This is a genomic window from Sphingomonas sp. P2_B6 (genome assembly GCF_056404755.1).
Genome location: NZ_JBFUDK010000015.1, coordinates 70,707 through 89,575, shown reverse-complemented (window position 1 = coordinate 89,575; position 18,869 = coordinate 70,707). Strand labels below are relative to the sequence as shown.

Below are 18,869 nucleotides of genomic sequence, written 5' to 3'. Positions count from 1 at the left end.
CGCGCCTGCTTCTCGACTGCGCTCGAAGCGAACGGAAAATGGATCATGCCGCCATCTCCCGCGCGACGCTCACATCGTCGAACGGCAGCACCAGATCGCCGACGATCTGCCCCTGCTCATGTCCCTTGCCGGCGACCAGCACGATGTCCCGCGGCCCCGCCTCGGCGATCGCCGCGCCGATTGCGTCGCGCCGCGATCCGATCTCGGTCGCGCCGGGGGCGCCCTCCATCACCATCGAGCGGATCGCCGCCGGATCCTCGGAACGCGGATTGTCGTCGGTCACATAGACCTTGTCGGACAATGCCGCCGCGACCGCGCCCATCGGCGCCCGCTTGCCCTGGTCGCGGTCTCCGCCCGCGCCGAACACCGTGATCAGCCGGCCGGCGACATGCGGCTTCAATGCCGCGATCGCTGCCTCCAGCGCGTCGGGCGTATGCGCATAATCGACATAGACCGGCGCCCCGCTCCGCGCGATCACCGCGCGCTCGAGCCGCCCGCGCACCGGCTGCAGCCGGCCGAGCGCCGCCAGGGTCTGCGCCACATCGCCGCCGGTAGCGATCACCAGCCCTGCAGCTGTGAGCGCATTCGCTGCCTGATAGGCGCCGATGAGCGGCAGCATCACCTTGTGCGCCTTGCCCTCGGCCTCGATCACCAGCCCCTGTCCCAGCAGGGTCGGATCGCGTGACACCAGCTTCAGCGTTTCGCCCTGGGTGCCGACCGTCAGCACGCGAAGCCCCCGCTCCCGCGCGATATCGATCACCCGCGCCGCATGGGCATCATCGGCCCACACCACCACCGCGCCGCCATCGACCACCACGTCGGAAAACAGCCGCAGCTTGGCCTCGAAATAGGCGTCCATCGTCCCATGATAATCGAGATGGTCGCGGCTGAGATTGGTGAAGGCAGCCGCCTGCACCGGCAGCCCCTCGGTGCGATATTGCGACAGCCCATGGCTCGACGCCTCGAACGCGACATGGCTCACGCCCTCGCGCGCCAGCCCCGCGACATTCGACAGGAAGGTGACGATGTCCGGCGTGGTCAGGCCGGTCGAGACCTGGTCGTCCGCCGTGGTCACGCCCAGGGTCCCGATCGACGCGGCATGGAAGCCGGTCATCCGCCACAATTGCCGGGTCATCTCGACCGTCGAGGTCTTGCCGTTGGTGCCCGTCACCGCGACCGCAGTCCCCGGGAAAGGCGCGAAATAGCGCGCCGCCAGGCCGGCGAAGCGTTTGCGCGGATTGACGTCGGCGATGTGCGCCACGCCCTCGACGCGCGCCTCCGGCCGGGCGACCACGGCGATCGCCCCACCGGCAATCGCCGCCGGAATGAAATCCTCGCCATTCACCTGCGCGCCCTCGAACGCACCGAACACGGTGCCGGGCGCCACCTTGCGATGATCGATCGCGAAGCCGGTGACCGTCGCGTCCTCCGCTCCACCGGTCAGCGCGCCAAGCTTCATTCGGCGTCCGCCGGGTTCTCGCCCGGAGCATGCCAGAGCAGCGGCAGCAGCTCCGAGACATCGACGTCGCGATGGTCGTCGGGCGTCACGCCCAGCATCGCGCCAGTGCGCGAGATGACGCGGCTGACGACCGGGGCCGCGGTCCAGGCGGCGGTGGTGAGACCGAAGGATTCGGCATTGCCGATGGGCGAATCGAGCATGGCGATCACCACATAGCGCGGCGCGTCCATCGGGAAAGCCGCCGCGAAGGTCGAGACGTTCGCTTTCTTCGAATAACCGCCCGCACCAGCGACTTCGGCCGTGCCGGTCTTGCCGCCGACGCGGTATCCCGGCGCTTCGCCCTTGCGGCCGGTGCCCTGAGTCACGACCAGCCGCAGCAGCTGGCGCATACGCGCGCTGGTTGCCTCGGAAAGCACGCGGCGGCCCTCCGGCGCCTTGCCCGGCGCGACCTTGAGCAGAGTCGTCGGCCGCCAGATGCCGCCGTTCACGAGGGTCGCATAGGCGTTGGCGAGGTGCAGCGGCGTCACCGCGATGCCATGGCCATAGGCCGTGGTCATCACCGTGGTACGCGCCCAGAAGACCGGCCAGATCGGCTTCTGCTTCTCGCGCAGCTCGATCTCCGGGCGCGTGTCGAAGCCCATCGCCTTGAACATCGCCGCCATGCGATCCTTGCCGATCTCGTCGGCGATGCGGGCGGTAACGATGTTCGACGAATGGATCAGCGCCTCGGGCATGTCGAGGAAACGCTTCTGCGCATGGTCGTCATGGATGGTGAAGCCGCCGACATGCAGCGGCGCAGTCGCGTCGAAGCGCCGCGCCATCGAGGTGACGACGCCACTTTCGATCGCGGTCGCCATCGTGATCGGCTTGAAGGTCGATCCCAGCTCGTACACGCTCTGCGTCACGTTGTTGCGCAGCGCATCGCTGCTCGTGCCGGCAAGCTTGTTGGGATTGTAGACCGGCAGCGACACCATCGCCATCACTTCGCCGGTGTGGACGTCGAGCACGATGCCCGTGGCCGATCGCGCCTTGAACGAGAGCATCGCCCGACCCAGTTCGCTCTCCATCGCCGCCTGGACGCGGCTGTCGATCGACAGGGTCACCGGCGTGCCGCGCGTCGAGGGGCTGGTCAGCTGGTCTTCGAACGCCCGCTCGATTCCCGCACGCCCCATGATCCGCCTGTCGTCGCCCGTCGGGCCGATATAGCCGAGCACATGCGCCGCCATGGTCGTCTGCGGATAGAGACGCTCCGGCTCGCGCGCGAAGGCAAGCCCCGGCTCACCGATCGCGTGCACGGCGTTGACCAAGGCGGGCGAGGCATGGCGATCGAGATAGGTGAAGCTCACCGGCAAGGTCAGTTTGGCATAATACCAGGATTCGTCATGCCCCGGCAGCACGGCGGCGAGCTTCGCCGCCAGGTCGCGCTTGTCGCCGAGCAGCTTGCCGGGATGCACGCCGATGGTCCACGCCTCGATCGTCCGCGCCAGCGGCTCGCCATTGCGGTCGAGGATGTCGCCGCGCTGCATGATGCCGGATACCGGTCCCTGGGTGCTGGTCGGCTCCGAGACGAAGCCGAGCATCGCGATGCGCCCGATCACCAGCGTGAAGCCGGCGGCGATCAGTAGCATCAGCATCATCAGCCGCACATGCGCCGTCGCGACCAGCGCATGGCGCTGGCCGGTCGGGCGGCGCTGTGGCAGCGGGCGTGCGACGAGCGCGGTCAACGCATGCGCCCCGATTCCGTGCGGGCACCGCTGAACAGGTCGCCGATCGTCGAATCGCTGAGCAGCTTGCGGTCGAGGAGCGCCACCGCCTGCGGCTTGACGCTCCGGACGGTGCGCCCGGGCGTCGTCGTCGGCGCCGCAGCCGCCGTCCGGATCGGCTTGGCCGCCACGCGGGTCGCCGCGGCGACCGTGACGGGAGCCGGAGCTTGCGCCACGGCGGGCGTGGTCTCGACGATCCGCGTCGCCACCGCCGGCGTCGCCGCCGGGCGCATGGTCGAACCGTCGGGCAAAGCGGGCACGACCAGCGACGCGGTCTGCACCGTCGCGGCCTGGCCCTGGCTAAGGTCGAGCGACGCGAGCGCGCCCTCATCGGCCACGAACTGGGCCGCCGCCGGCGCGGTCAGGCGCAGCGTGTCGCCGTTCCACCTCTCGAGCTGGGCAAGGTTGGCCCGCGTGTCGAACTCGGTCTCGAGCGCGCGGATGTCGCGGTGCGCCTGGGCGATCAGCGCCACCGTCTTGTCCAGCTTCTTGCGCTCCGCCGCGACCTGCAACGGCACGAGCAGAAAGCCCAGCGCGACAGCGACGCCGGCCAGGAACCAACCGAGACTCTTCCAAGCATACGCAAGCATCACAACGCTCCTTCAGAAGTCCAGGCTGCGGCATCGGTCCGCAACGCTGTCCGCAAGGTCGCCGATCGCGCGCGGGGGTTACGCGCGATCTCGGCGTCGTCGGCGCGCACCGCGCGACCGACATTCTCGAAACTCGGCTTCGCATTGGCCGTCAATTCGGGAAGATGGCGGGACCGGCCAGGCAGCGATCCGCTGCGCTCGCGCAGGAATCGCTTCACCATCCGGTCCTCGAGCGAGTGGAACGTCACCACGGCCAGCCGGCCGCCCGGTTTCAGCACCCGCTCCGCCGCGGCAAGGCCGTCGGCGAGCTCGTCGAGTTCCCTGTTCAGATGAATCCGGATCGCCTGGAAGGTCCGGGTGGCCGGATCCTTCTTGTCGTGCGGCTTGTAGCCGAGCGCCCGGCGAACGACGTGCGCGAGCTCGCCCGTCCGCGCGATCGGGCGCGCGGCGACGATCGCGCGCGCCACCCGGCGGGCCCGCGGCTCTTCTCCATAATTGTACAGCACGTCGGCGATCACCGCTTCGTCGGCATGGTTGACGAAGTCGGCCGCGGTCTCGCCTTCCTGGCTCATGCGCATGTCGAGCGGCCCGTCCGCCTGGAAGGAAAAGCCGCGCTCGGCCTGGTCGAGCTGCATCGAGGACACGCCGATATCCATCGTCACGCCGTCCACCGGCACCGCGCCGCGCGCCTCCAGCTCGGCATCAAGCGCCGAAAAGGTCGCCGGGATCAGCGTGAGGGCACCGTCCGACGCCGCTTCCATCGCCCGCCCGCCCGCGATCGCATCGGGGTCGCGATCGAACGCGAACACGATCGCGCCGCTGGACAGGAGAGCGCGGGTATAGCCGCCCGCGCCGAAGGTCGCATCGACATGACGTTCGCCCGGGGTAACGGCGAGCGCGGCGACGACCTGGTCGAGCAGCACGGGGACATGCGGCGCGGGGACAGACAGCTCCGGGGCGCTCACAACGCGATTCCCTTGAGCTGGCAGTGATAGCGGGCACATGACTTGACCATCTCGGCCACGCCCTCGGCCTCGATCAGGGTCTTGGGGTCCCAGATCTCGAAATAATCGAACACGCCGTAGAAAAAGGCGTTGGTTCCGATCTTGGCGTGAAAGCGTGGGAAGCCCGGCATGATGAAACGACCGCTGCCGTCGAACGGCGTCGCCTCGCCCTGCGCCGCGCGGCGCTTGATGTTGTAGTCATACTCGCCGTCATCGGCAGTATAGGCTTCCTCGCGTGCGTCGAGCTTAGCCTTCAGGATCGGCACATAGGCGGGGTCATAGGCGATCAGGCAGGGGTGCTTCTGATGGACGCCGATGATGACGGTGCCGCCGTCCTTGCCGTCGGGACGCGGGCTGTTCTGGGCGAGAATGGCCCTGAGCGAAGCGGGGATGGCGACACGGCCCTTGTCGTCGACAAGGCCAAGTCCGTCTCCCTGATATTCTGCCCTTTGCGCCACGCCGTACCCCGAACTCCAGCAGGCATGACTCTCCCGTCTTCGAAAGACGGCTTTCGCCGCCCTCCAGCGCGACGCCGCGCAGGCGAGATGAGTTTACCCCTGTCGGCACAGGGTTAACTCGGGGCTCTCGGGGATTCAAGGGGAAATCAGGGGAAAACCGGGGCGGCGGCCCTAATATCTTCGATTCCCCGGGGAATTAATTACTGTCATTTCAACATGTTCCCGGTGTGTTCCACAGCTCGCTGGGTTTTGGGGGCGTTTTCCCCGGAATGCCCGGGAGTTTTGCCATGATCTCCCCGACTTTCCCGGCCGACGCACTCGGTTCCGGGGCGGGAGGTCATCTCGGCTTCGCGTTGTTGGAAAGCTGCGCGACGTTCAGGTCGGTCGCGGTGCTCGGCGCTACACCGAGCTCCGCGAGCGGCTCGCTGGTGGTGCCCTCTGCCGGTGGCGCCTGGTTGCCCGCCGCCATGTTGGCGACGACATCGGGACGTGCGCCGCCGACCACGATCAGCGGCCGTTCCTTGCTGGCGGTGGAGAAGATCGCGGCCGCCAGCCCGATGAGAAGCAGGACGGCCGCAAGGCCGATCATCCCGACCTTCACCCGTTGCGACGTCTGCGCAGGATCTTGAGCAATGATTTTCATACGTGTGGCATAAATGTAACGCATGAAGATAGTCTTGTCGATGGCTGGACTAGTCGCGTTTCAGCCGCTCCGGAACCGTCAGGCCCTTCGACTCGAGCCAGGCGCGATTATACAGGGTCGAGAGATAGCGGAACCCGGTGTCGCACAGGATCGTCGCGATCCTTTTGCCTGGGCCCAGTTCCCGGGCCAGCCGCACCGCGCCTGCGACGTTGATGCCCGACGACAGCCCGAGGCAAAGCCCCTCCTCGTCGAGCAGCCGGGTCACCCATTCCATGCCCTCCTCGTCGGAGATGCGGAATTGCGTGTCGATCGGCGCGCCTTCCAGATTGGCGGTGATCCGCCCCTGCCCGATCCCTTCCGCGACTGAACTCCCTTCCGACTTCAGTTCGCCACAGGCATAATATTCGTAGAGCGCCGCGCCATACGGATCGCTCAGCGCGATGCAGACATTCTCGTCCTTCGCCTTCAGCCCCAGTCCGACGCCGGCCAGCGTACCGCCGGTACCGACCGAACAGGTGAAGCCATCGACCCGCCCCTCCATCTGGGTCCAGATCTCTTCCGCCGTGCCCACGATATGCGCGCGGCGATTGGCGATGTTGTCGAACTGATTGGCCCAGATCGCATTGGCCGTCTCCTCGGCGATTCGCCGCGAGGTATGCACGAAGTGACCAGGGTTAGAATAAGGCGCGGCCGGCACCAGCACCAGCTCGGCGCCGAGCGCGCGTAGCGTGTCCATCTTCTCCCGGCTCTGAGTCTCCGGCATCACGATGATCGTCCGGTATCCCTTGGCATTGGCGACCAGCGCAAGGCCGATGCCGGTATTGCCCGCGGTACCCTCGACGATCGTTCCGCCGGGCCGGATCTGCCCCTTCGCCTCGGCATCCTCGACGATGAACAGGGCGGCGCGATCCTTCACCGAGGCGCCCGGATTCGCGAATTCGCATTTGCCGTAGATGTCGCAGCCGGTAGCCTCGCTCGGTCCGGTCAGGCGGACGAGCGGGGTATTGCCGATCAGGGCGAGCGTGTTGGGGGCGGTGTGCATGGCGCCTAGATGGCGCGCGATCGCGTGGCGGGCAAGCAAGCTGAATCATCGGCCCGCCAAGTTCGCCATTGTCGCTCCATCATCCCCATGGTAGAATTTTTGATCCCGGAGGTAGAAACATGGGTGTGCAGCTCAACATCAAGGACGAAGAGACGGTTCGCCTGGCCCGCGAACTCGCCGCCGAGATGGGCGAGAGCGTTACCCAGGCGGTACGCATCGCGCTTCAGGAACGGCGTGCTCGCACGGCGGCGCCGCGGCCCCGGGCAAATGTCGAGGAGATGATGGCGGTCGTTCGCGGCTTGCGGGAGCATTGGAAACCGGAGTTTCACGCTCAGGAATTGTCGCTCACGCATGGCGACCTGCTGTATAATGAGGATGGCTCGTTCAAGTGATCGTCGATACCTCGGCGGTCATTGCCATCCTGCGAGACGAGCCCGAGGCGAGATCGTTTCTGGAGGCCATAGCCACGGCAACGAGCGTGCGGATGTCCGCCGGCTCCTGGCTGGAACTGACGGTGGTCGCGACACGCGGGGGCGATGCGCGGATCGGCGAGGCGGCCGATGTCTTGCTGTCTCGCTTCGACATCCAGATCGAGGCTGTCACGCGGGAAATCGCCGCAATAGCGAATGACGGCTATCGGCAATATGGCCGAGGTACACGGCATGCGGCCGACCTCAATTTCGGCGATTGCTTCGCCTACGCACTCGCCAAGGCGACCGGCGAACCGCTCCTCTTCAAAGGTAACGACTTCACCCGGACGGATATCGTCTCCGCCCTATGATCGGGCGACGCCCGCCGCGCGCAGATGCGGGCCCAGCCGCCCGCTCAGCCACAGGAAGAACATCCGGTAATCGCTGAACAGCGACCAGAGCGGATAGGTGAAGGTCGCGGGCCGGTTCTTCTCCACGCCGAAATGCGCCGCCCAGGCAAAGCCGTAGCCGGCGATCGGCACCAGGGCCCACCACCAGCCGCCCTTTACCAGCGCGACCGCGAGGAAGACGAAGGTCAGCGCCGTCCCTGCATAATGCAACCGGCGCGTATCCGGCCTGGCATGCTCGCGCAGATAATAAGGCCAGAATGCGGCATAGGTAGCGATCTGATTTGCCATGAGCGGGATGCTAGCACGACCATCACAAGTGTCGAGGCGAAATTTCGCGCCGTCGTTTAGGCGCCCACCCACCCAAGAACCCAGCTTTTCCGCCGAAAATTGAAATTCCCCTGATGAGATAGGAAAACGCTTGCCAGCCTCAAAAAGCCGTGACACAAACATGGCCATAATGTGGCTCAAATAAGGCGCGCCGAGTTAGGGAGCATGTCATGAAGTCCAAAGCGATTCTGTGCGGCGTGGCGTTGGCAGCGATGCTGGCAGGCTGTGAAAGGTCCGGCAGCAACGGCTATTCGACCCCCAATTACGAAACGGGCGGCGCCGTAGCGGACGAACTGGTCGCCCCCGATGCCAGCGGCGAGAAGTACAAACCCAACGCCATCTCGCCGGTCCACATGGTGGCCGATGCCCCCGTCTCGACCTTCGCGGTCGATGTCGACACCGGCGCCTATGCCAATGTCCGCCGCTTCCTCACCCAGGGCCAGAAGCCGCCGGTCGATGCCGTCCGCACCGAGGAGATGATCAACTATTTCCGCTACGACTATCCCCTGCCCGCCGACCGCGAAGCGCCGTTCAGCGTCACCACCGACGTCGCGCAAGCGCCCTGGAACCCGGACACGAAGATCCTGCGCATCGGCCTGCGCGGCTACGACCTGTCCTATGCCCGCCGCCCGGCCGCGAACCTCGTATTCCTGGTCGATGTCTCTGGGTCCATGGACGAGCCCGACAAACTGCCTCTGGTCAAATCCGCCCTCTCCACCCTGGCCGACAATCTCGGCCGCGAGGATAAGGTCGCCATCGTCGTCTATGCCGGTGCGGCTGGCGTCGTGCTCGATTCCACCAGTAATCCGTCCGAGATCAAGGCAGCGCTCGACGATCTCAGCGCGGGCGGCTCCACCGCGGGCGGCGAAGGTCTGCAACTCGCTTATGCCATCGCCCGCGACAATTTCATCAAGGACGGGGTCAACCGCATCCTCGTCGCGACCGACGGCGACTTCAACGTCGGCATTACTGACCAGACCGAGCTGGAAAAGCTGATCGAGCAGGAGCGCGACGACGGGATTACCCTTACCACGCTCGGCTTCGGCCAGGGCAATTTCAACGACTCGCTGATGGAATCGATCGCCGACCTCGGCAACGGCAATTATGCCTATATCGACAGTGCGATGGAGGCGAAGAAAGTCCTGTCCGAGGAGCTGTCCTCCACGCTCTTCACCATTGCCAAGGACGTGAAGGTCCAGGTTGAGTTCAACCCCGCCTACGTCAGCCAATACCGCCTGATCGGTTACGAGAACCGCGCGCTGGCCGAGCAGGATTTCGATAACGACAAGGTGGACGCGGGCGATATCGGCGCCGGCCATCAGGTCACCGCGATCTACGAGGTCGTGCCCGCCGGCACCAAAGGCTGGCTGTCCGACCGACGCTACACCGACAACCGCCGCGCGACCACGACCGGCAAGCAGGACGGTGAAATGGCGTTTGTCCGCCTGCGCTACAAATTGCCGAACGGCGACACGTCGCGCCTGATCGAACGCCCGGTCGATGCTACGCAACTCGCCACCCGCGCCCTGCCCCAGGGCGACATGGCCTTCGCCACTGCCGTCGCCGCCTTCGGACAGAAGCTGCGCGGCGACACGCGGCTGGGCGACATCGCCTATGCCGATATCCGTCGCCTCGCCGGCAACCCGGACGGCCATTGGCGCCAGGAATTCGTCAAGCTCACTGAACTCGCCGAGGCGGGGCAAGTGCCTGTGGAATCGCGCCGCAACTGGATCGGCTAGGGAGGTCCGGAAAGCGACGCGATCACCACAGCAGGGAGCGGCCGGGGACATGTCCAACCCCCGGCCGTTCTTTACGCATTCCTTATGCAAAGCCTTCAGCGCGCCATCGAAGCTTAATGCTCCCTGCGCCTATCTGAGCACCACGACGCGACAGCGCGCCGTGCCGTGCCGGCGGCCCCATTGCCGGCGCAGGAGCATCCCGATGCACACCAGTCCCGCCGAAGCCGGTGCGGTACCCCATATTCTTCAGGTCGGACAGGATCGCCTCGGCCGCTGGATGGTCCAGGAGAATCACGGCCTGATCGAGGGCGTGTTCATCTCGCGCGACGCCGCCCTGCATTTCGCCCGCCTCGAACGCCACGCCTTCCCCGGCGCGACGGTCGAACTGGTGAACGCTCCGCTCATCTCAACCCTCGCGGCCTGACATGGAGGAAGACGATGACCCCAGATCTCACGGGCTTGCTGGTGATCGGGCTGATCTGCCTCGCGCTGATCGGCCCTGCCCTGGCCTGCCGCCTCGGCGCAGCGCGGAAATCGCACCCCGACATCACCCTCGGATTCAGGGACCCTTATCGCTGAGGCCGTTCCGCAACTCCGATAGCTGAATACCCCTTTCCAGGAGCAACCCATGGCAACCCGCCATATCGCTTTCGACGACACTTACCCTCTCCCGGCCGGCGCGGAAATCGCCCTCGCCTACGACGCCGCCGGCATCGACTATCGCGACTATGCCGATGGCGACGGCCATTTCTCCGGCCGCTACGGCTTTGCCGACCGCGAATTGTGGCAACGCATCGACAAGGCGCTGATCGAGCTGCGCGCCCAGGGCCGCCACGCCATCCGCATCCTCGATTTCGGCTGTGGCCCCGGCACCTGGTTGCTGCGCACGGTCGCCCGCGCTCGCGCGCTCGGCTTCACCGCGATCGAGGGGCATGGCATCGACCTCTCGCCCGCGATGATCGCTCTCGCCCGCCAGGCCGCCATGGCGGTCACCGATCCCCGCATCGGCCTGACCTTTGCCGTCGGCGACATCCTCGAGACGCTCGAACGGGAAGGGCGCCACGCCTGCGACCTCGCGCTCTGCCTCTACGGCGTGCTCAACCATGTCGTCCCCGCTCAACTCCCTGCAGTCACCCGCGCGCTCGCCCAGGTGACCGATGGTGTCCTGATCGCCACGGTACGCTCGGCCGGCAGCCTGCCGTCGATCTTCATCTCGGGCATGGAGAAGGTGCGACATTTCCACCAGGACCATGCGCACGACCGGCTGGAAATCGACATGGTCGATGGCCGCCATCTCGAATTCGGCCTTCATCTGTTCAGCGCGCACGAGTTCCGCGCCCTGTTCGCGCCGCATTGCGCGATCCGCGAGCTGGCCGGGATCGACGTCTTCCACAGCCGTTTCCGCCCCGAGAGCGCCTGGAACCCGGAAACCGAGAATCCCGCGCTCGAGGCAAGCCTTGCCCGTCTCGAACATTTCTGCGCCGGCGATCCCATTTTCATCGATCGCGCGGCGCATATCCTGCTGGTAGGCGGAGCATCGGGATAGAGGCGCCCGCCTCGCAGAAGCGTTTGACACTGCCCGAACCGGCCCCCTAGCCTCGCCTTGACGCACCGGGGGACACCATATGAAACCGCTCGCCACAGCAGCCGCAACGGCCCTCGTACTGCTCCTCTCCCAGGCAGCCTCAGCCCAGGCGATCGCCCCGCGGCCGGACCAGCTTGCCTTCCGCGCCCTCTACAAGGAGCTCGTCGAGACCGACACCTCCGTCTCCACCGGCAGCTGCACCGCCGCCGCGGAGAAGATGGCGACACGCCTGAAGGCCGCCGGCTATGCGGACGATCAGCTCACCTTGTTCAAGGTCGACGGGTTTCCGCTCGATGGCGGCCTCGTCGCGCAGCTTCCCGGCACCTCCGCCGGCGCCAAACCGATGCTGCTGCTCGGCCATCTCGATGTGGTCAACGCCCGCCGCGAGGACTGGACGCGCGATCCCTATAGCCTGATCGAGGAGGACGGCTATTTCTACGGCCGCGGCACGTCCGACATGAAGGCGATGGTCGCCATCTGGGTCGATACGCTGATCCGCCTCAAGCAACAGGGCTACAGGCCGAAGCGCACGATCAAGCTCGCGCTGACCTGCGGCGAGGAATCCGGCGCTCGCATGAACGGCGCGCAATGGCTCGCGGAGAACCGTCCCGATCTCATCGCCGCCGAATTCGCACTCAACGAAGGCGGCGGCGGCCGCGCTGACGGGCACGGCAAGGTCGTCTCGCAATCGATCCAGATCGGCGAGAAGTCCAACCGGAATTTCGAAGTGGAAACGACCAACCCCGGCGGCCACAGTTCGACCCCGGTCGACGACAACGCCATCTACGAACTCGCCGATGCGATCGCGAAGGTTCGCGCCTGGAAATTCCCGATCCGCTTCAACGACACGACCCGCGCCTATTTTGCGAAGGAGGGCGCCGCGCGGAACGACGATGTCGGTCGCGCCATGGTGGCGCTCGCGACCAATCCCGCCGATCGCGCGGCGGAGGCGCTGGTGTCGGCCGACCGCAGCTACAATTCGATGCTGCGCACCACCTGCGTGGCGACGATGCTCGACGCGGGCCATGCCGCCAACGCCCTGCCGCAACGGGCCAGGGCGACGGTAAATTGCCGCATCGTGCCCGGCGAAGACGCCGACTCCACCCGCGCCGCACTGATCGCAGCGATTGGCGATTCCAAGGCCAAGGTTACCCTGGTCGGCCGCCTCCGCCCCGTCGCCGTCCCACCTCCGCTCGATCCGAAGATCATGGCACCCGCGGAAAAGCTCGTCGCGCGCTATTTCCCCGGCGTGTCGCTCATCCCGGTGATGATGACGGGCGCGACCGACGCGACCTATATCGCCCCGATCGGTATCCCGACCTATGGCGTCCCGGTCGGCTGGGGCGATGTGGAGGGCAACGGCACGCACGGCCTGAACGAGCGGCGCGAAGTGCGCGCCGTCTATGTCGGACGGGATTTCCTGTTCGACCTCGTCAAGGCCTATGCAACGCGGCCGTGAATCAGGACGCCTGCGACGGCTCCCGCAGAAGCGCGACCAGCGTTTCTCCCAACGCCCGTACAGCCTCCGGCGCAGCGCCGGCGTCGATCGCCTGTTCGACCGCCCGGGCGGCGTCGCCGATCGCGTGAAAACCGAACATGCCGGCCCGTCCCGACAGGCCGTGGCTCAGGTCGCGCAAGGGACCCCACGCACCGGCGGAAAGCTGGCCGGTGATGGTATCGGCTTCTTCCAGCGCGCGCGCGTGGAAGCGCCCGCGCAGCGCGGCCATGCGCGCGTCGAACTCGGTCAAGCGAGGAACGCGCTGACCTGATCGGCCAGCGTCATCGGATCGAACGGCTTGGCGATCACGCCGCGCGCGCCGAGCTTGAGGAAGCTCGAGACTTCCCGGGTCTGAGTCCGCGCGGTGATGAACACCACGGGGATCGCCGCCGTCCCGGCCTGCTCCTTCAGTCGCGCGAACACGGTCGGCCCGTCCATGCCCGGCATCATCACGTCGAGCAGGATCAGGTCCGGGACCCATTCCGTCGCCTGGTCGATCGCCTCGGGCCCCGACGCGCAGCATCGCACCTCGAACATGGGGTCCAGCTCGATCGCCATTTGCGCGACCTCGCGGATGTCGGCTTCGTCATCGACATAGAGGATCCGCGTCATTCGACTTCCTCCTGGGGGCGCCCTTCGACCATCCGCATCGCCTCGGCGACCAGTCGGTCGAGCGTCGCGCGCGACTTGACCAGCGCCAGGTCGACACCGTTCAACTGATGCGGTTCGACTTCCTGCGCGGTGAACACCAGGATCGGCATGTCGGGACGGCGCTGGCGCAGCTCGGGCACCAGGTCGAGCCCGCTCCCGTCCTCCATCCCGATATCGAGGATCGCCGCGTCGAACGCGGTCTCGCGCACTGCTGCGCGCGCCTGCTTGAGCGTCGGTGTTGAATGGATCACCGCGCGATCCTCGAACACGCTCGACAGCACGCTCAGCATGTCCGGATCGTCGTCGACATGCAGGATGCGCGGCAGCCCGGTCCGACCCCTGGGCACTGCCGCCGGCGCCGCCTTCTGCCGCGTCTCGACTTCCATCGCGGCCGGCAGGTCGACATGGAAGACCGCGCCCTCCCCCGTCACGCTGTCGAAGCTCACCGACCCGCCGAGCCGCGTGGCGATCTCGCGCACGATGCTCAGGCCCAGCCCGGTGCCGCTCTTCTGCCGCGTGTCCGAACTGTCGGCCTGGGCGAATTTCGAGAAGATGCGCCCGTGGAACGCCTCGGGAATGCCGCCGCCCCTGTCCGACACGCTGATCCGGAAACGGCGGTCGAGCGGCGTCACCGACACCCCCACGATGGCGCCGCGCGGCGAGAATTTGACTGCGTTGGACAGCAGGTTGGTCAATATCTGCATCAGCCGGTCCTCGTCGGCGAGCACCGCCGCCCCGGCCGGGACCGGCGCCAGCTCGATCGTCACGCCATATTCCGCGGCGAACCCGGCATTGCCCTGGACCGCGCTCGCCAGCACGGCGTCGAGCCTGACCGGCCGGATGTCGAACTCCATCCGCCCTGCCTCGATCTTCTCGACGTCGAGGATGTCGTTGATCAGCCGCACCAGTCGCGCCGAATTGGCCTGGGCGATCTGCACCAGGCGCAGCGCCTTGGGCGGGATCTCGCCCGCCACGCCGCCGGTGATCAGGCCGAGCGAACCCGCGATCGAGGTGAGCGGCGTGCGCAGCTCGTGGCTCACCGTCGCGACGAATTCGCTCTTCATCTGGTCGATCTGGCGCCGCTCGGTGATGTCGCGCGTCACCGCGAGAAACAGCGTCTTGGAGGCGAGATGGACCGGGCTGATCGACACTTCGATGGGAAAGGCCGTGCCGTCGACGCGGCGCCCGACGAACTCCTGCACTTCGCCCGAGGACTCGCGGTGCCGCGATTCCAGCCGACGCAGGAAGGTTTCGACCTGCCCCCGGTCGGGCGCCACATCGTACAGCACCGCCACGTCGCGGCGCAACAATGCCTCGGCGGTATAGCCGAACATCTTCGCCGCGGCGGGATTGACGCTCTCCATGCTGCCGCTCGGGTTGAGCACGATCATGCCGTCCTTCGCGCAGTGGAAGATCGCCTCGAGACGGGCAGAGAGGTCGGCGTGCCGCAGCAGCGCGCGCTGCCGCGAGGCGCTGCCGCGTGCGATCAGATAGGCCGCCGCGCCCAGCGTCAGCAGCATCAGCACCTCGAGCGCGGTGCTCCGGCGCCGCAGGTCGATCCGTGCTAGCTCGGCTTCCTGGGTCAGCTGATTCAGGTCGATCCGTTCGGCGCTGGAAAGCTTCGCGACCAGTTCGCGCAGCCGGTCCATCCGCTGCTTGCCCTCGCCGCCCGCCACCAGCCGCTGCGCATCGTCGCGCGCGCCGGCGCGCGTCAGCGCGATCGTGCGGGCGGCGAAGTCGCGCACCCCGGCCGAGGCCGTGCGCAGCGCCGCGAGGTCGGCCTGCTCCTCGGGGTCGGACCGCAGATCCTCCGAGAGCCGCGCGAGGTCCGCGTCCACCCGGGTGATGGCGGTGAAATAGGGGCCTAGGAAGCGGTGGTTCGAGGTGATCACGAAGCCGCGCTGCCCCGTCTCGATATCCTGATGGAGCAACAGGACACGCTGCAGATCGGCCCGCGTCTCGTACGACCGGATGACTTCGCGCCGGAGCTCGGCGTCGTCGCCGAACCCCCGGTCGATCGTCACCGTCAGGATCAGCAGGATCAGCGGAATGCCGATGATCGCCACGCCCACCACCCATCGGGCGAGCTGGGAACTGCGTCTCGCAGTCGACGGCATTGGGGGCAGGCTCCTCGGACACGGGCGCGTCGCAGACTCGGTGAGACCGCGCGGGCGGCGCCTTTATGCCATTTCGGACCTTTTGGCACCATCCATGCGCTCACTATGGGTACGCGGTCCCGCCGCCGCCGGACGAGCGCCCTGAAAAATCAACCGAAACGCGTTCGATGTGTCTCCCGCAAAGCACGCTCCGGCAACAAACGAGCAACGAAACCGTACGCGCGCGCATCTCCGCTTGCCAGCGTCCCCCGCACCGTTTCACCTTTGTGACAGGGCAGAAAAAAAGGGGGGATGTCGCGGGGGGCGTGGTTCAGGAGATGATATCATGCGCACATTTAAATCGGGGAAACTCATTGGTATAGCGTCGCTGGCGCTCATCGCGGGGCTGTCGGCCATACCGGCCCAGGCCCAGGAGACGCCGGCCGACACCGCCGCCGGCAGCGACGACATCGTCGTCACCGGCTCGCGCATCCGGCGCAGCCCGCTCGACCAGGACAAGCCCGTCGTCACCGTCGACGAGAACGCCATCGCGCGCACCGGCCTCACCTCCATCGGCGACGTGCTGCAACGCCTGCCCAGCGCCGCGGGCGGCCTTAACACCAAGGTCAACAATGCCGGCAATATCGGCGGCCCGCCCGACGGCACCGGCGTCAGCTCGGGCTCGGCCGAGATCGACCTGCGCTATCTCGCCGCCAAGCGGACGCTCGTGCTGGTCGACGGGCTGCGCTTCGTCAACGGCTCGGCGGCGGGCGGTATCCCCGCCTCGGTCGACCTCAACGAGCTGCCCACCAACATGATCGAGCGCGTCGAGGTGCTGCAATCCGGCGCTTCCCCGCTCTACGGGTCGGACGCAGTCGCCGGCGTCGTCAACATCATCACCAAACAGGCGCAAGTCGGGCTCAAGGCGTCCGCGCAATTCGGCACCTACCGCGCAGGCGACGGCCACACCTGGAATCTCGAGGCAAGCTACGGCATCCAGTCCCCGAACACCGGCACCTCGGTCGTGTTCGGCGGCAGCTATGCCAAGCAGGAAGCGGTCAGCACCCGCGACCGCGCGATCTCGCAATTCCCCACTCCCGGCGCCACCAGCTGCGCCGCGGGCGGCTGCTCCAGCGCGATCCCCAATGGGCGCTTCGACGTGCTCGGTCAGAGCCTCACCCTGCGCGCGCCGGTCGTCGGCCGCCCGAGCTACCCGGCCGATTTCCGCAACTATGTTTCGGCGACCGACAGCTTCAACTTCGCACCCTATAATTACCTGCTCACCCCGTCGGAACGCTACGGCGCCTTCTTCAACTTCAAGCAGGAACTGACCGACAACATCAACATGCGGGTGAAGCTGGTCTACAACCATCGTCATTCGACCACCCAGGCGGCGTTCCTCCCGCTGTTCCTCGGGCCTGACGCCGGCAACGGCAACCTGCTCGACACCATCTCGGTCGACGCGACCAACCCGTACAACCCGTTCGGCGTCACGCTCTCGTCGGGCGCGGACGGCACCCCGGCCAACTATTCCACCATCCGCCGCCGCTTCGTCGAGGGCGGGCAGCGCACCTTCACCCAGAATGTCGACACCATGTCGGCCACCGTCACCTTCGACGGCTCCTTCCACATCGGCGATCACCGCTGGTACTGGGACGTGAACGGCGTCTACGGCAACAACGACGCGCACCAGCTGTTCACCGGTAACCTCAACGCGGCGAAGCTCGCCCGCGCGCTCGGCCCGGTCTCGGCCTGCACCGGCGAGTGCGTGCCCTTCAACATCTTCGGCGGCGTCGGCTCGATCACGCAGCCGATGCTCAACTATGTGACCTTCGACGAACGCGACAAGAGCAACCAGCGCCTCGCCGATTTCACTGCCAACCTGTCGGGCGACCTGTTCGATCTGCCCGCCGGCCCGGTCGGCGTCGCGATCGGTTACGAGCACCGCGATCAGCAGGCGAGCTACGATCCCGATCCGCTGATCGTCGCCGGCCTCGGTGCCGACGTGCCGACCAGCCCGGCCCGCGGCGGTTTCAACGTCGACGAATTCTACGGCGAAATCCGCGTGCCCCTGCTCAGCGGCACGCCCTTCTTCGAAAAGCTGGAACTCGACGGTGCCGTCCGCCATTCCAATTATTCGTCCTTCGGCAGCAACACGACCTACACCGCGTCCGGCCTGTGGAAGCCGGTGACTGACCTGCTGCTGCGTGGCGGCTATGCCGAGAGCCTGCGCGCCCCGAGCATCGGTGAGCTCTATGCCGGTCCCTCGCGCTTCGACGCGACGATCGACGATCCCTGCACCAGCGCGGCGGGCGGCTTCTTCCAGACCAACGCGACCGTCCGCGCCAACTGCATCGCCAACGGCGTCCCCGCCAATGGCAGCTATGCGGAACCGGTCGGCGGACAGCTCGGGGTCTTCTCCCAGGGCAACACCGCGCTGAAGCCGGAAACGGCGAAGACCTGGACGGCGGGCGGCGTGTACAGCCCGAGCTGGGCGCGCGGCTTCTCGAGCGCGCTCAGCCTCGAGGTCAACTGGTACAAGATCAGCCTGAAGAACGCGATCGACTCGGTCCCCGCCACGCTCACGCTCACGCGCTGCGCGTTCAATGCGGATCCGATCAGCTGCGCGGCGGTCCGCCGCACCGGCAGCGGCGCGGTGGCGAGCATCAATGCCCGGCTGCTCAACCTCAACGCGATCGAGACCGACGGCGTCGACGCCTCGTTCAACTTCCGCTCGCGCGACATCGCGGGGGGCACCGCGGGCCTGTCGGTCAACGCCGCCTGGCTGCTGAAATACAATGTCCTGCCGCCCGCCGATCTCGGCGCCCCGACGCTCGAATTCGCCGGCACGGAGCGCGGCAGCCCCGACCAGGCCTATCCCCGCTTCAAGGCCAACGCGACGATCGACTGGTCAGGCCCGATGTTCGGCGCGTCCTTCACTGGCCGCTATATCAGCAAGGTCGCGGAACGCGACGGCGTGCACACCATGGGCCGCGTGCTCTATGGCGACGTGCAGCTCTATGTCTCGCCCGCCTGGATGGACCACCGCGTGCGCCTGACGCTCGGGGTGAACAATGTGTTCGACCGGGATCCCCCGGCCTGCTTCACCTGCGACAGCGCGAACTTCGACCCGACCACCTATGATGTGCCGGGGCAGTTTGGCTATGCGCGGATTTCGTTCGGGCTCTGAGCGG

At 66.8% G+C, this 18,869-nt stretch carries 19 protein-coding genes; 8 read left to right on the top strand and 11 right to left on the bottom strand.

The genetic code is table 11. From position 1 onward, the window contains the following. Window positions 1-43: 43 nt before the first annotated feature. From AC1DX5_RS19035 to AC1DX5_RS19005, 7 genes are all read right to left on the bottom strand, one after another. Window positions 44-1,459 carry a UDP-N-acetylmuramoyl-L-alanyl-D-glutamate--2,6-diaminopimelate ligase gene (locus AC1DX5_RS19035; RefSeq protein WP_478016760.1) on the bottom strand — a complete coding sequence of 472 codons (1,416 nt, stop codon included), beginning with the start codon at window positions 1,457-1,459 and terminating at the stop codon, window positions 44-46. Next, complete coding sequence (locus tag AC1DX5_RS19030; RefSeq protein ID WP_465169517.1) at window positions 1,456-3,183, bottom strand: peptidoglycan D,D-transpeptidase FtsI family protein; 1,728 nt, start codon at window positions 3,181-3,183, stop codon at window positions 1,456-1,458. The genes AC1DX5_RS19035 and AC1DX5_RS19030 overlap by 4 nt, the downstream gene beginning before the upstream one ends. Beyond that, window positions 3,180-3,812 carry a hypothetical protein gene (locus AC1DX5_RS19025; protein WP_465174066.1) on the bottom strand — a complete coding sequence of 211 codons (633 nt, stop codon included), beginning with the start codon at window positions 3,810-3,812 and terminating at the stop codon, window positions 3,180-3,182. Before AC1DX5_RS19025 ends, AC1DX5_RS19030 begins: the two co-directional genes overlap by 4 nt. Further along, window positions 3,812-4,762, bottom strand: coding sequence for a 16S rRNA (cytosine(1402)-N(4))-methyltransferase RsmH (rsmH, locus tag AC1DX5_RS19020; protein ID WP_478016816.1), 951 nt, complete (start codon window positions 4,760-4,762; stop codon window positions 3,812-3,814). Before rsmH ends, AC1DX5_RS19025 begins: the two co-directional genes overlap by 1 nt. A gap of 11 nt (window positions 4,763-4,773) precedes the next feature. Continuing rightward, window positions 4,774-5,274, bottom strand: a complete 501-nt coding sequence (locus tag AC1DX5_RS19015; RefSeq protein ID WP_478016758.1) for a division/cell wall cluster transcriptional repressor MraZ — start codon at window positions 5,272-5,274, stop codon at window positions 4,774-4,776. 337 nt (window positions 5,275-5,611) lie between these two features. Then, window positions 5,612-5,941 (bottom strand): hypothetical protein, encoded by a 330-nt coding sequence (locus tag AC1DX5_RS19010; RefSeq protein WP_478016756.1) that lies wholly within the window; start codon window positions 5,939-5,941, stop codon window positions 5,612-5,614. 25 nt (window positions 5,942-5,966) lie between these two features. Further along, window positions 5,967-6,959: a cysteine synthase A gene (locus AC1DX5_RS19005; protein WP_478016755.1), complete on the bottom strand. Its 993-nt coding sequence runs from the start codon at window positions 6,957-6,959 to the stop codon at window positions 5,967-5,969. 119 nt (window positions 6,960-7,078) lie between these two features. Between AC1DX5_RS19005 and AC1DX5_RS19000 the strand changes: the two genes are divergently transcribed. Together AC1DX5_RS19000 and AC1DX5_RS18995 are read left to right on the top strand one after the other, a co-directional pair. Beyond that, on the top strand, window positions 7,079-7,351 hold the full coding sequence (locus tag AC1DX5_RS19000; RefSeq protein WP_478016754.1) for a type II toxin-antitoxin system VapB family antitoxin: 273 nt from the start codon (window positions 7,079-7,081) through the stop codon (window positions 7,349-7,351). After that, window positions 7,348-7,740 (top strand): type II toxin-antitoxin system VapC family toxin, encoded by a 393-nt coding sequence (locus AC1DX5_RS18995; protein WP_478016753.1) that lies wholly within the window; start codon window positions 7,348-7,350, stop codon window positions 7,738-7,740. Before AC1DX5_RS19000 ends, AC1DX5_RS18995 begins: the two co-directional genes overlap by 4 nt. On the opposite strand, the gene AC1DX5_RS18990 is transcribed toward AC1DX5_RS18995, so the two are convergent. After that, a complete protein-coding gene (locus tag AC1DX5_RS18990) occupies window positions 7,735-8,067 on the bottom strand; it encodes an Mpo1-like protein (protein ID WP_478016752.1) in 333 nt (110 codons plus the stop codon). The genes AC1DX5_RS18995 and AC1DX5_RS18990 overlap by 6 nt on opposite strands. Window positions 8,068-8,276: 209 nt before the next feature. On the opposite strand from AC1DX5_RS18990, the gene AC1DX5_RS18985 reads away from it, so the two are divergent. From AC1DX5_RS18985 to AC1DX5_RS18965, 5 genes are all read left to right on the top strand, one after another. Beyond that, on the top strand, window positions 8,277-9,845 hold the full coding sequence (locus AC1DX5_RS18985) for a vWA domain-containing protein (RefSeq protein ID WP_478016751.1): 1,569 nt from the start codon (window positions 8,277-8,279) through the stop codon (window positions 9,843-9,845). Between the two features lie 202 nt (window positions 9,846-10,047). Beyond that, window positions 10,048-10,269, top strand: a complete 222-nt coding sequence (locus AC1DX5_RS18980) for a hypothetical protein (RefSeq protein WP_478016749.1) — start codon at window positions 10,048-10,050, stop codon at window positions 10,267-10,269. 14 nt (window positions 10,270-10,283) lie between these two features. Further along, window positions 10,284-10,424: a hypothetical protein gene (locus AC1DX5_RS18975; RefSeq protein WP_478016748.1), complete on the top strand. Its 141-nt coding sequence runs from the start codon at window positions 10,284-10,286 to the stop codon at window positions 10,422-10,424. Between the two features lie 49 nt (window positions 10,425-10,473). After that, a complete protein-coding gene (locus tag AC1DX5_RS18970) occupies window positions 10,474-11,391 on the top strand; it encodes a class I SAM-dependent methyltransferase (protein ID WP_478016746.1) in 918 nt (305 codons plus the stop codon). Window positions 11,392-11,470: 79 nt separating this feature from the next. Continuing rightward, window positions 11,471-12,889: a M20/M25/M40 family metallo-hydrolase gene (locus AC1DX5_RS18965; protein ID WP_478016744.1), complete on the top strand. Its 1,419-nt coding sequence runs from the start codon at window positions 11,471-11,473 to the stop codon at window positions 12,887-12,889. A gap of 1 nt (window position 12,890) precedes the next feature. Here the strand turns inward: AC1DX5_RS18965 and AC1DX5_RS18960 are convergent, their stop codons facing one another. From AC1DX5_RS18960 to AC1DX5_RS18950, 3 genes are read right to left on the bottom strand one after another with little or no spacing between them, the layout of a single operon-like run. Beyond that, complete coding sequence (locus AC1DX5_RS18960) at window positions 12,891-13,178, bottom strand: Hpt domain-containing protein (protein ID WP_478016742.1); 288 nt, start codon at window positions 13,176-13,178, stop codon at window positions 12,891-12,893. Next, entirely contained in the window at window positions 13,175-13,540 is a 366-nt protein-coding gene (locus AC1DX5_RS18955) for a response regulator (RefSeq protein WP_465169532.1), read from the bottom strand. The genes AC1DX5_RS18960 and AC1DX5_RS18955 overlap by 4 nt, the downstream gene beginning before the upstream one ends. After that, the gene (locus tag AC1DX5_RS18950) at window positions 13,537-15,696 is read right to left on the bottom strand and encodes a CHASE3 domain-containing protein (RefSeq protein ID WP_478016740.1); all 2,160 of its coding nucleotides are present in this window, start codon (window positions 15,694-15,696) and stop codon (window positions 13,537-13,539) included. Before AC1DX5_RS18950 ends, AC1DX5_RS18955 begins: the two co-directional genes overlap by 4 nt. 325 nt (window positions 15,697-16,021) lie before the next feature. Between AC1DX5_RS18950 and AC1DX5_RS18945 the strand changes: the two genes are divergently transcribed. Beyond that, the gene (locus AC1DX5_RS18945; RefSeq protein WP_478016738.1) at window positions 16,022-18,865 is read left to right on the top strand and encodes a TonB-dependent receptor domain-containing protein; all 2,844 of its coding nucleotides are present in this window, start codon (window positions 16,022-16,024) and stop codon (window positions 18,863-18,865) included. Window positions 18,866-18,869: the final 4 nt, after the last annotated feature.

What these genes read in the sequence shown, in the direction of transcription:
- AC1DX5_RS19035 (WP_478016760.1), bottom strand. Translation starts at nt 1,459, where the DNA reads ATGAAGCTTGGCGCGCTGACCGGTGGAGCGGAGGACGCGACGGTCACC.
- AC1DX5_RS19010 (WP_478016756.1), bottom strand. Translation starts at nt 5,941, where the DNA reads ATGCGTTACATTTATGCCACACGTATGAAAATCATTGCTCAAGATCCT.
- AC1DX5_RS18980 (WP_478016749.1), top strand. Translation starts at nt 10,048, where the DNA reads ATGCACACCAGTCCCGCCGAAGCCGGTGCGGTACCCCATATTCTTCAG.
- AC1DX5_RS18990 (WP_478016752.1), bottom strand. Translation starts at nt 8,067, where the DNA reads ATGGCAAATCAGATCGCTACCTATGCCGCATTCTGGCCTTATTATCTG.
- AC1DX5_RS18955 (WP_465169532.1), bottom strand. Translation starts at nt 13,540, where the DNA reads ATGACGCGGATCCTCTATGTCGATGACGAAGCCGACATCCGCGAGGTC.
- AC1DX5_RS19000 (WP_478016754.1), top strand. Translation starts at nt 7,079, where the DNA reads ATGGGTGTGCAGCTCAACATCAAGGACGAAGAGACGGTTCGCCTGGCC.
- AC1DX5_RS18950 (WP_478016740.1), bottom strand. Translation starts at nt 15,696, where the DNA reads ATGCCGTCGACTGCGAGACGCAGTTCCCAGCTCGCCCGATGGGTGGTG.
- AC1DX5_RS18970 (WP_478016746.1), top strand. Translation starts at nt 10,474, where the DNA reads ATGGCAACCCGCCATATCGCTTTCGACGACACTTACCCTCTCCCGGCC.
- AC1DX5_RS19025 (WP_465174066.1), bottom strand. Translation starts at nt 3,812, where the DNA reads ATGCTTGCGTATGCTTGGAAGAGTCTCGGTTGGTTCCTGGCCGGCGTC.
- AC1DX5_RS18945 (WP_478016738.1), top strand. Translation starts at nt 16,022, where the DNA reads ATGCGCACATTTAAATCGGGGAAACTCATTGGTATAGCGTCGCTGGCG.
- AC1DX5_RS18985 (WP_478016751.1), top strand. Translation starts at nt 8,277, where the DNA reads ATGAAGTCCAAAGCGATTCTGTGCGGCGTGGCGTTGGCAGCGATGCTG.
- AC1DX5_RS19005 (WP_478016755.1), bottom strand. Translation starts at nt 6,959, where the DNA reads ATGCACACCGCCCCCAACACGCTCGCCCTGATCGGCAATACCCCGCTC.
- AC1DX5_RS18965 (WP_478016744.1), top strand. Translation starts at nt 11,471, where the DNA reads ATGAAACCGCTCGCCACAGCAGCCGCAACGGCCCTCGTACTGCTCCTC.
- AC1DX5_RS18975 (WP_478016748.1), top strand. Translation starts at nt 10,284, where the DNA reads ATGACCCCAGATCTCACGGGCTTGCTGGTGATCGGGCTGATCTGCCTC.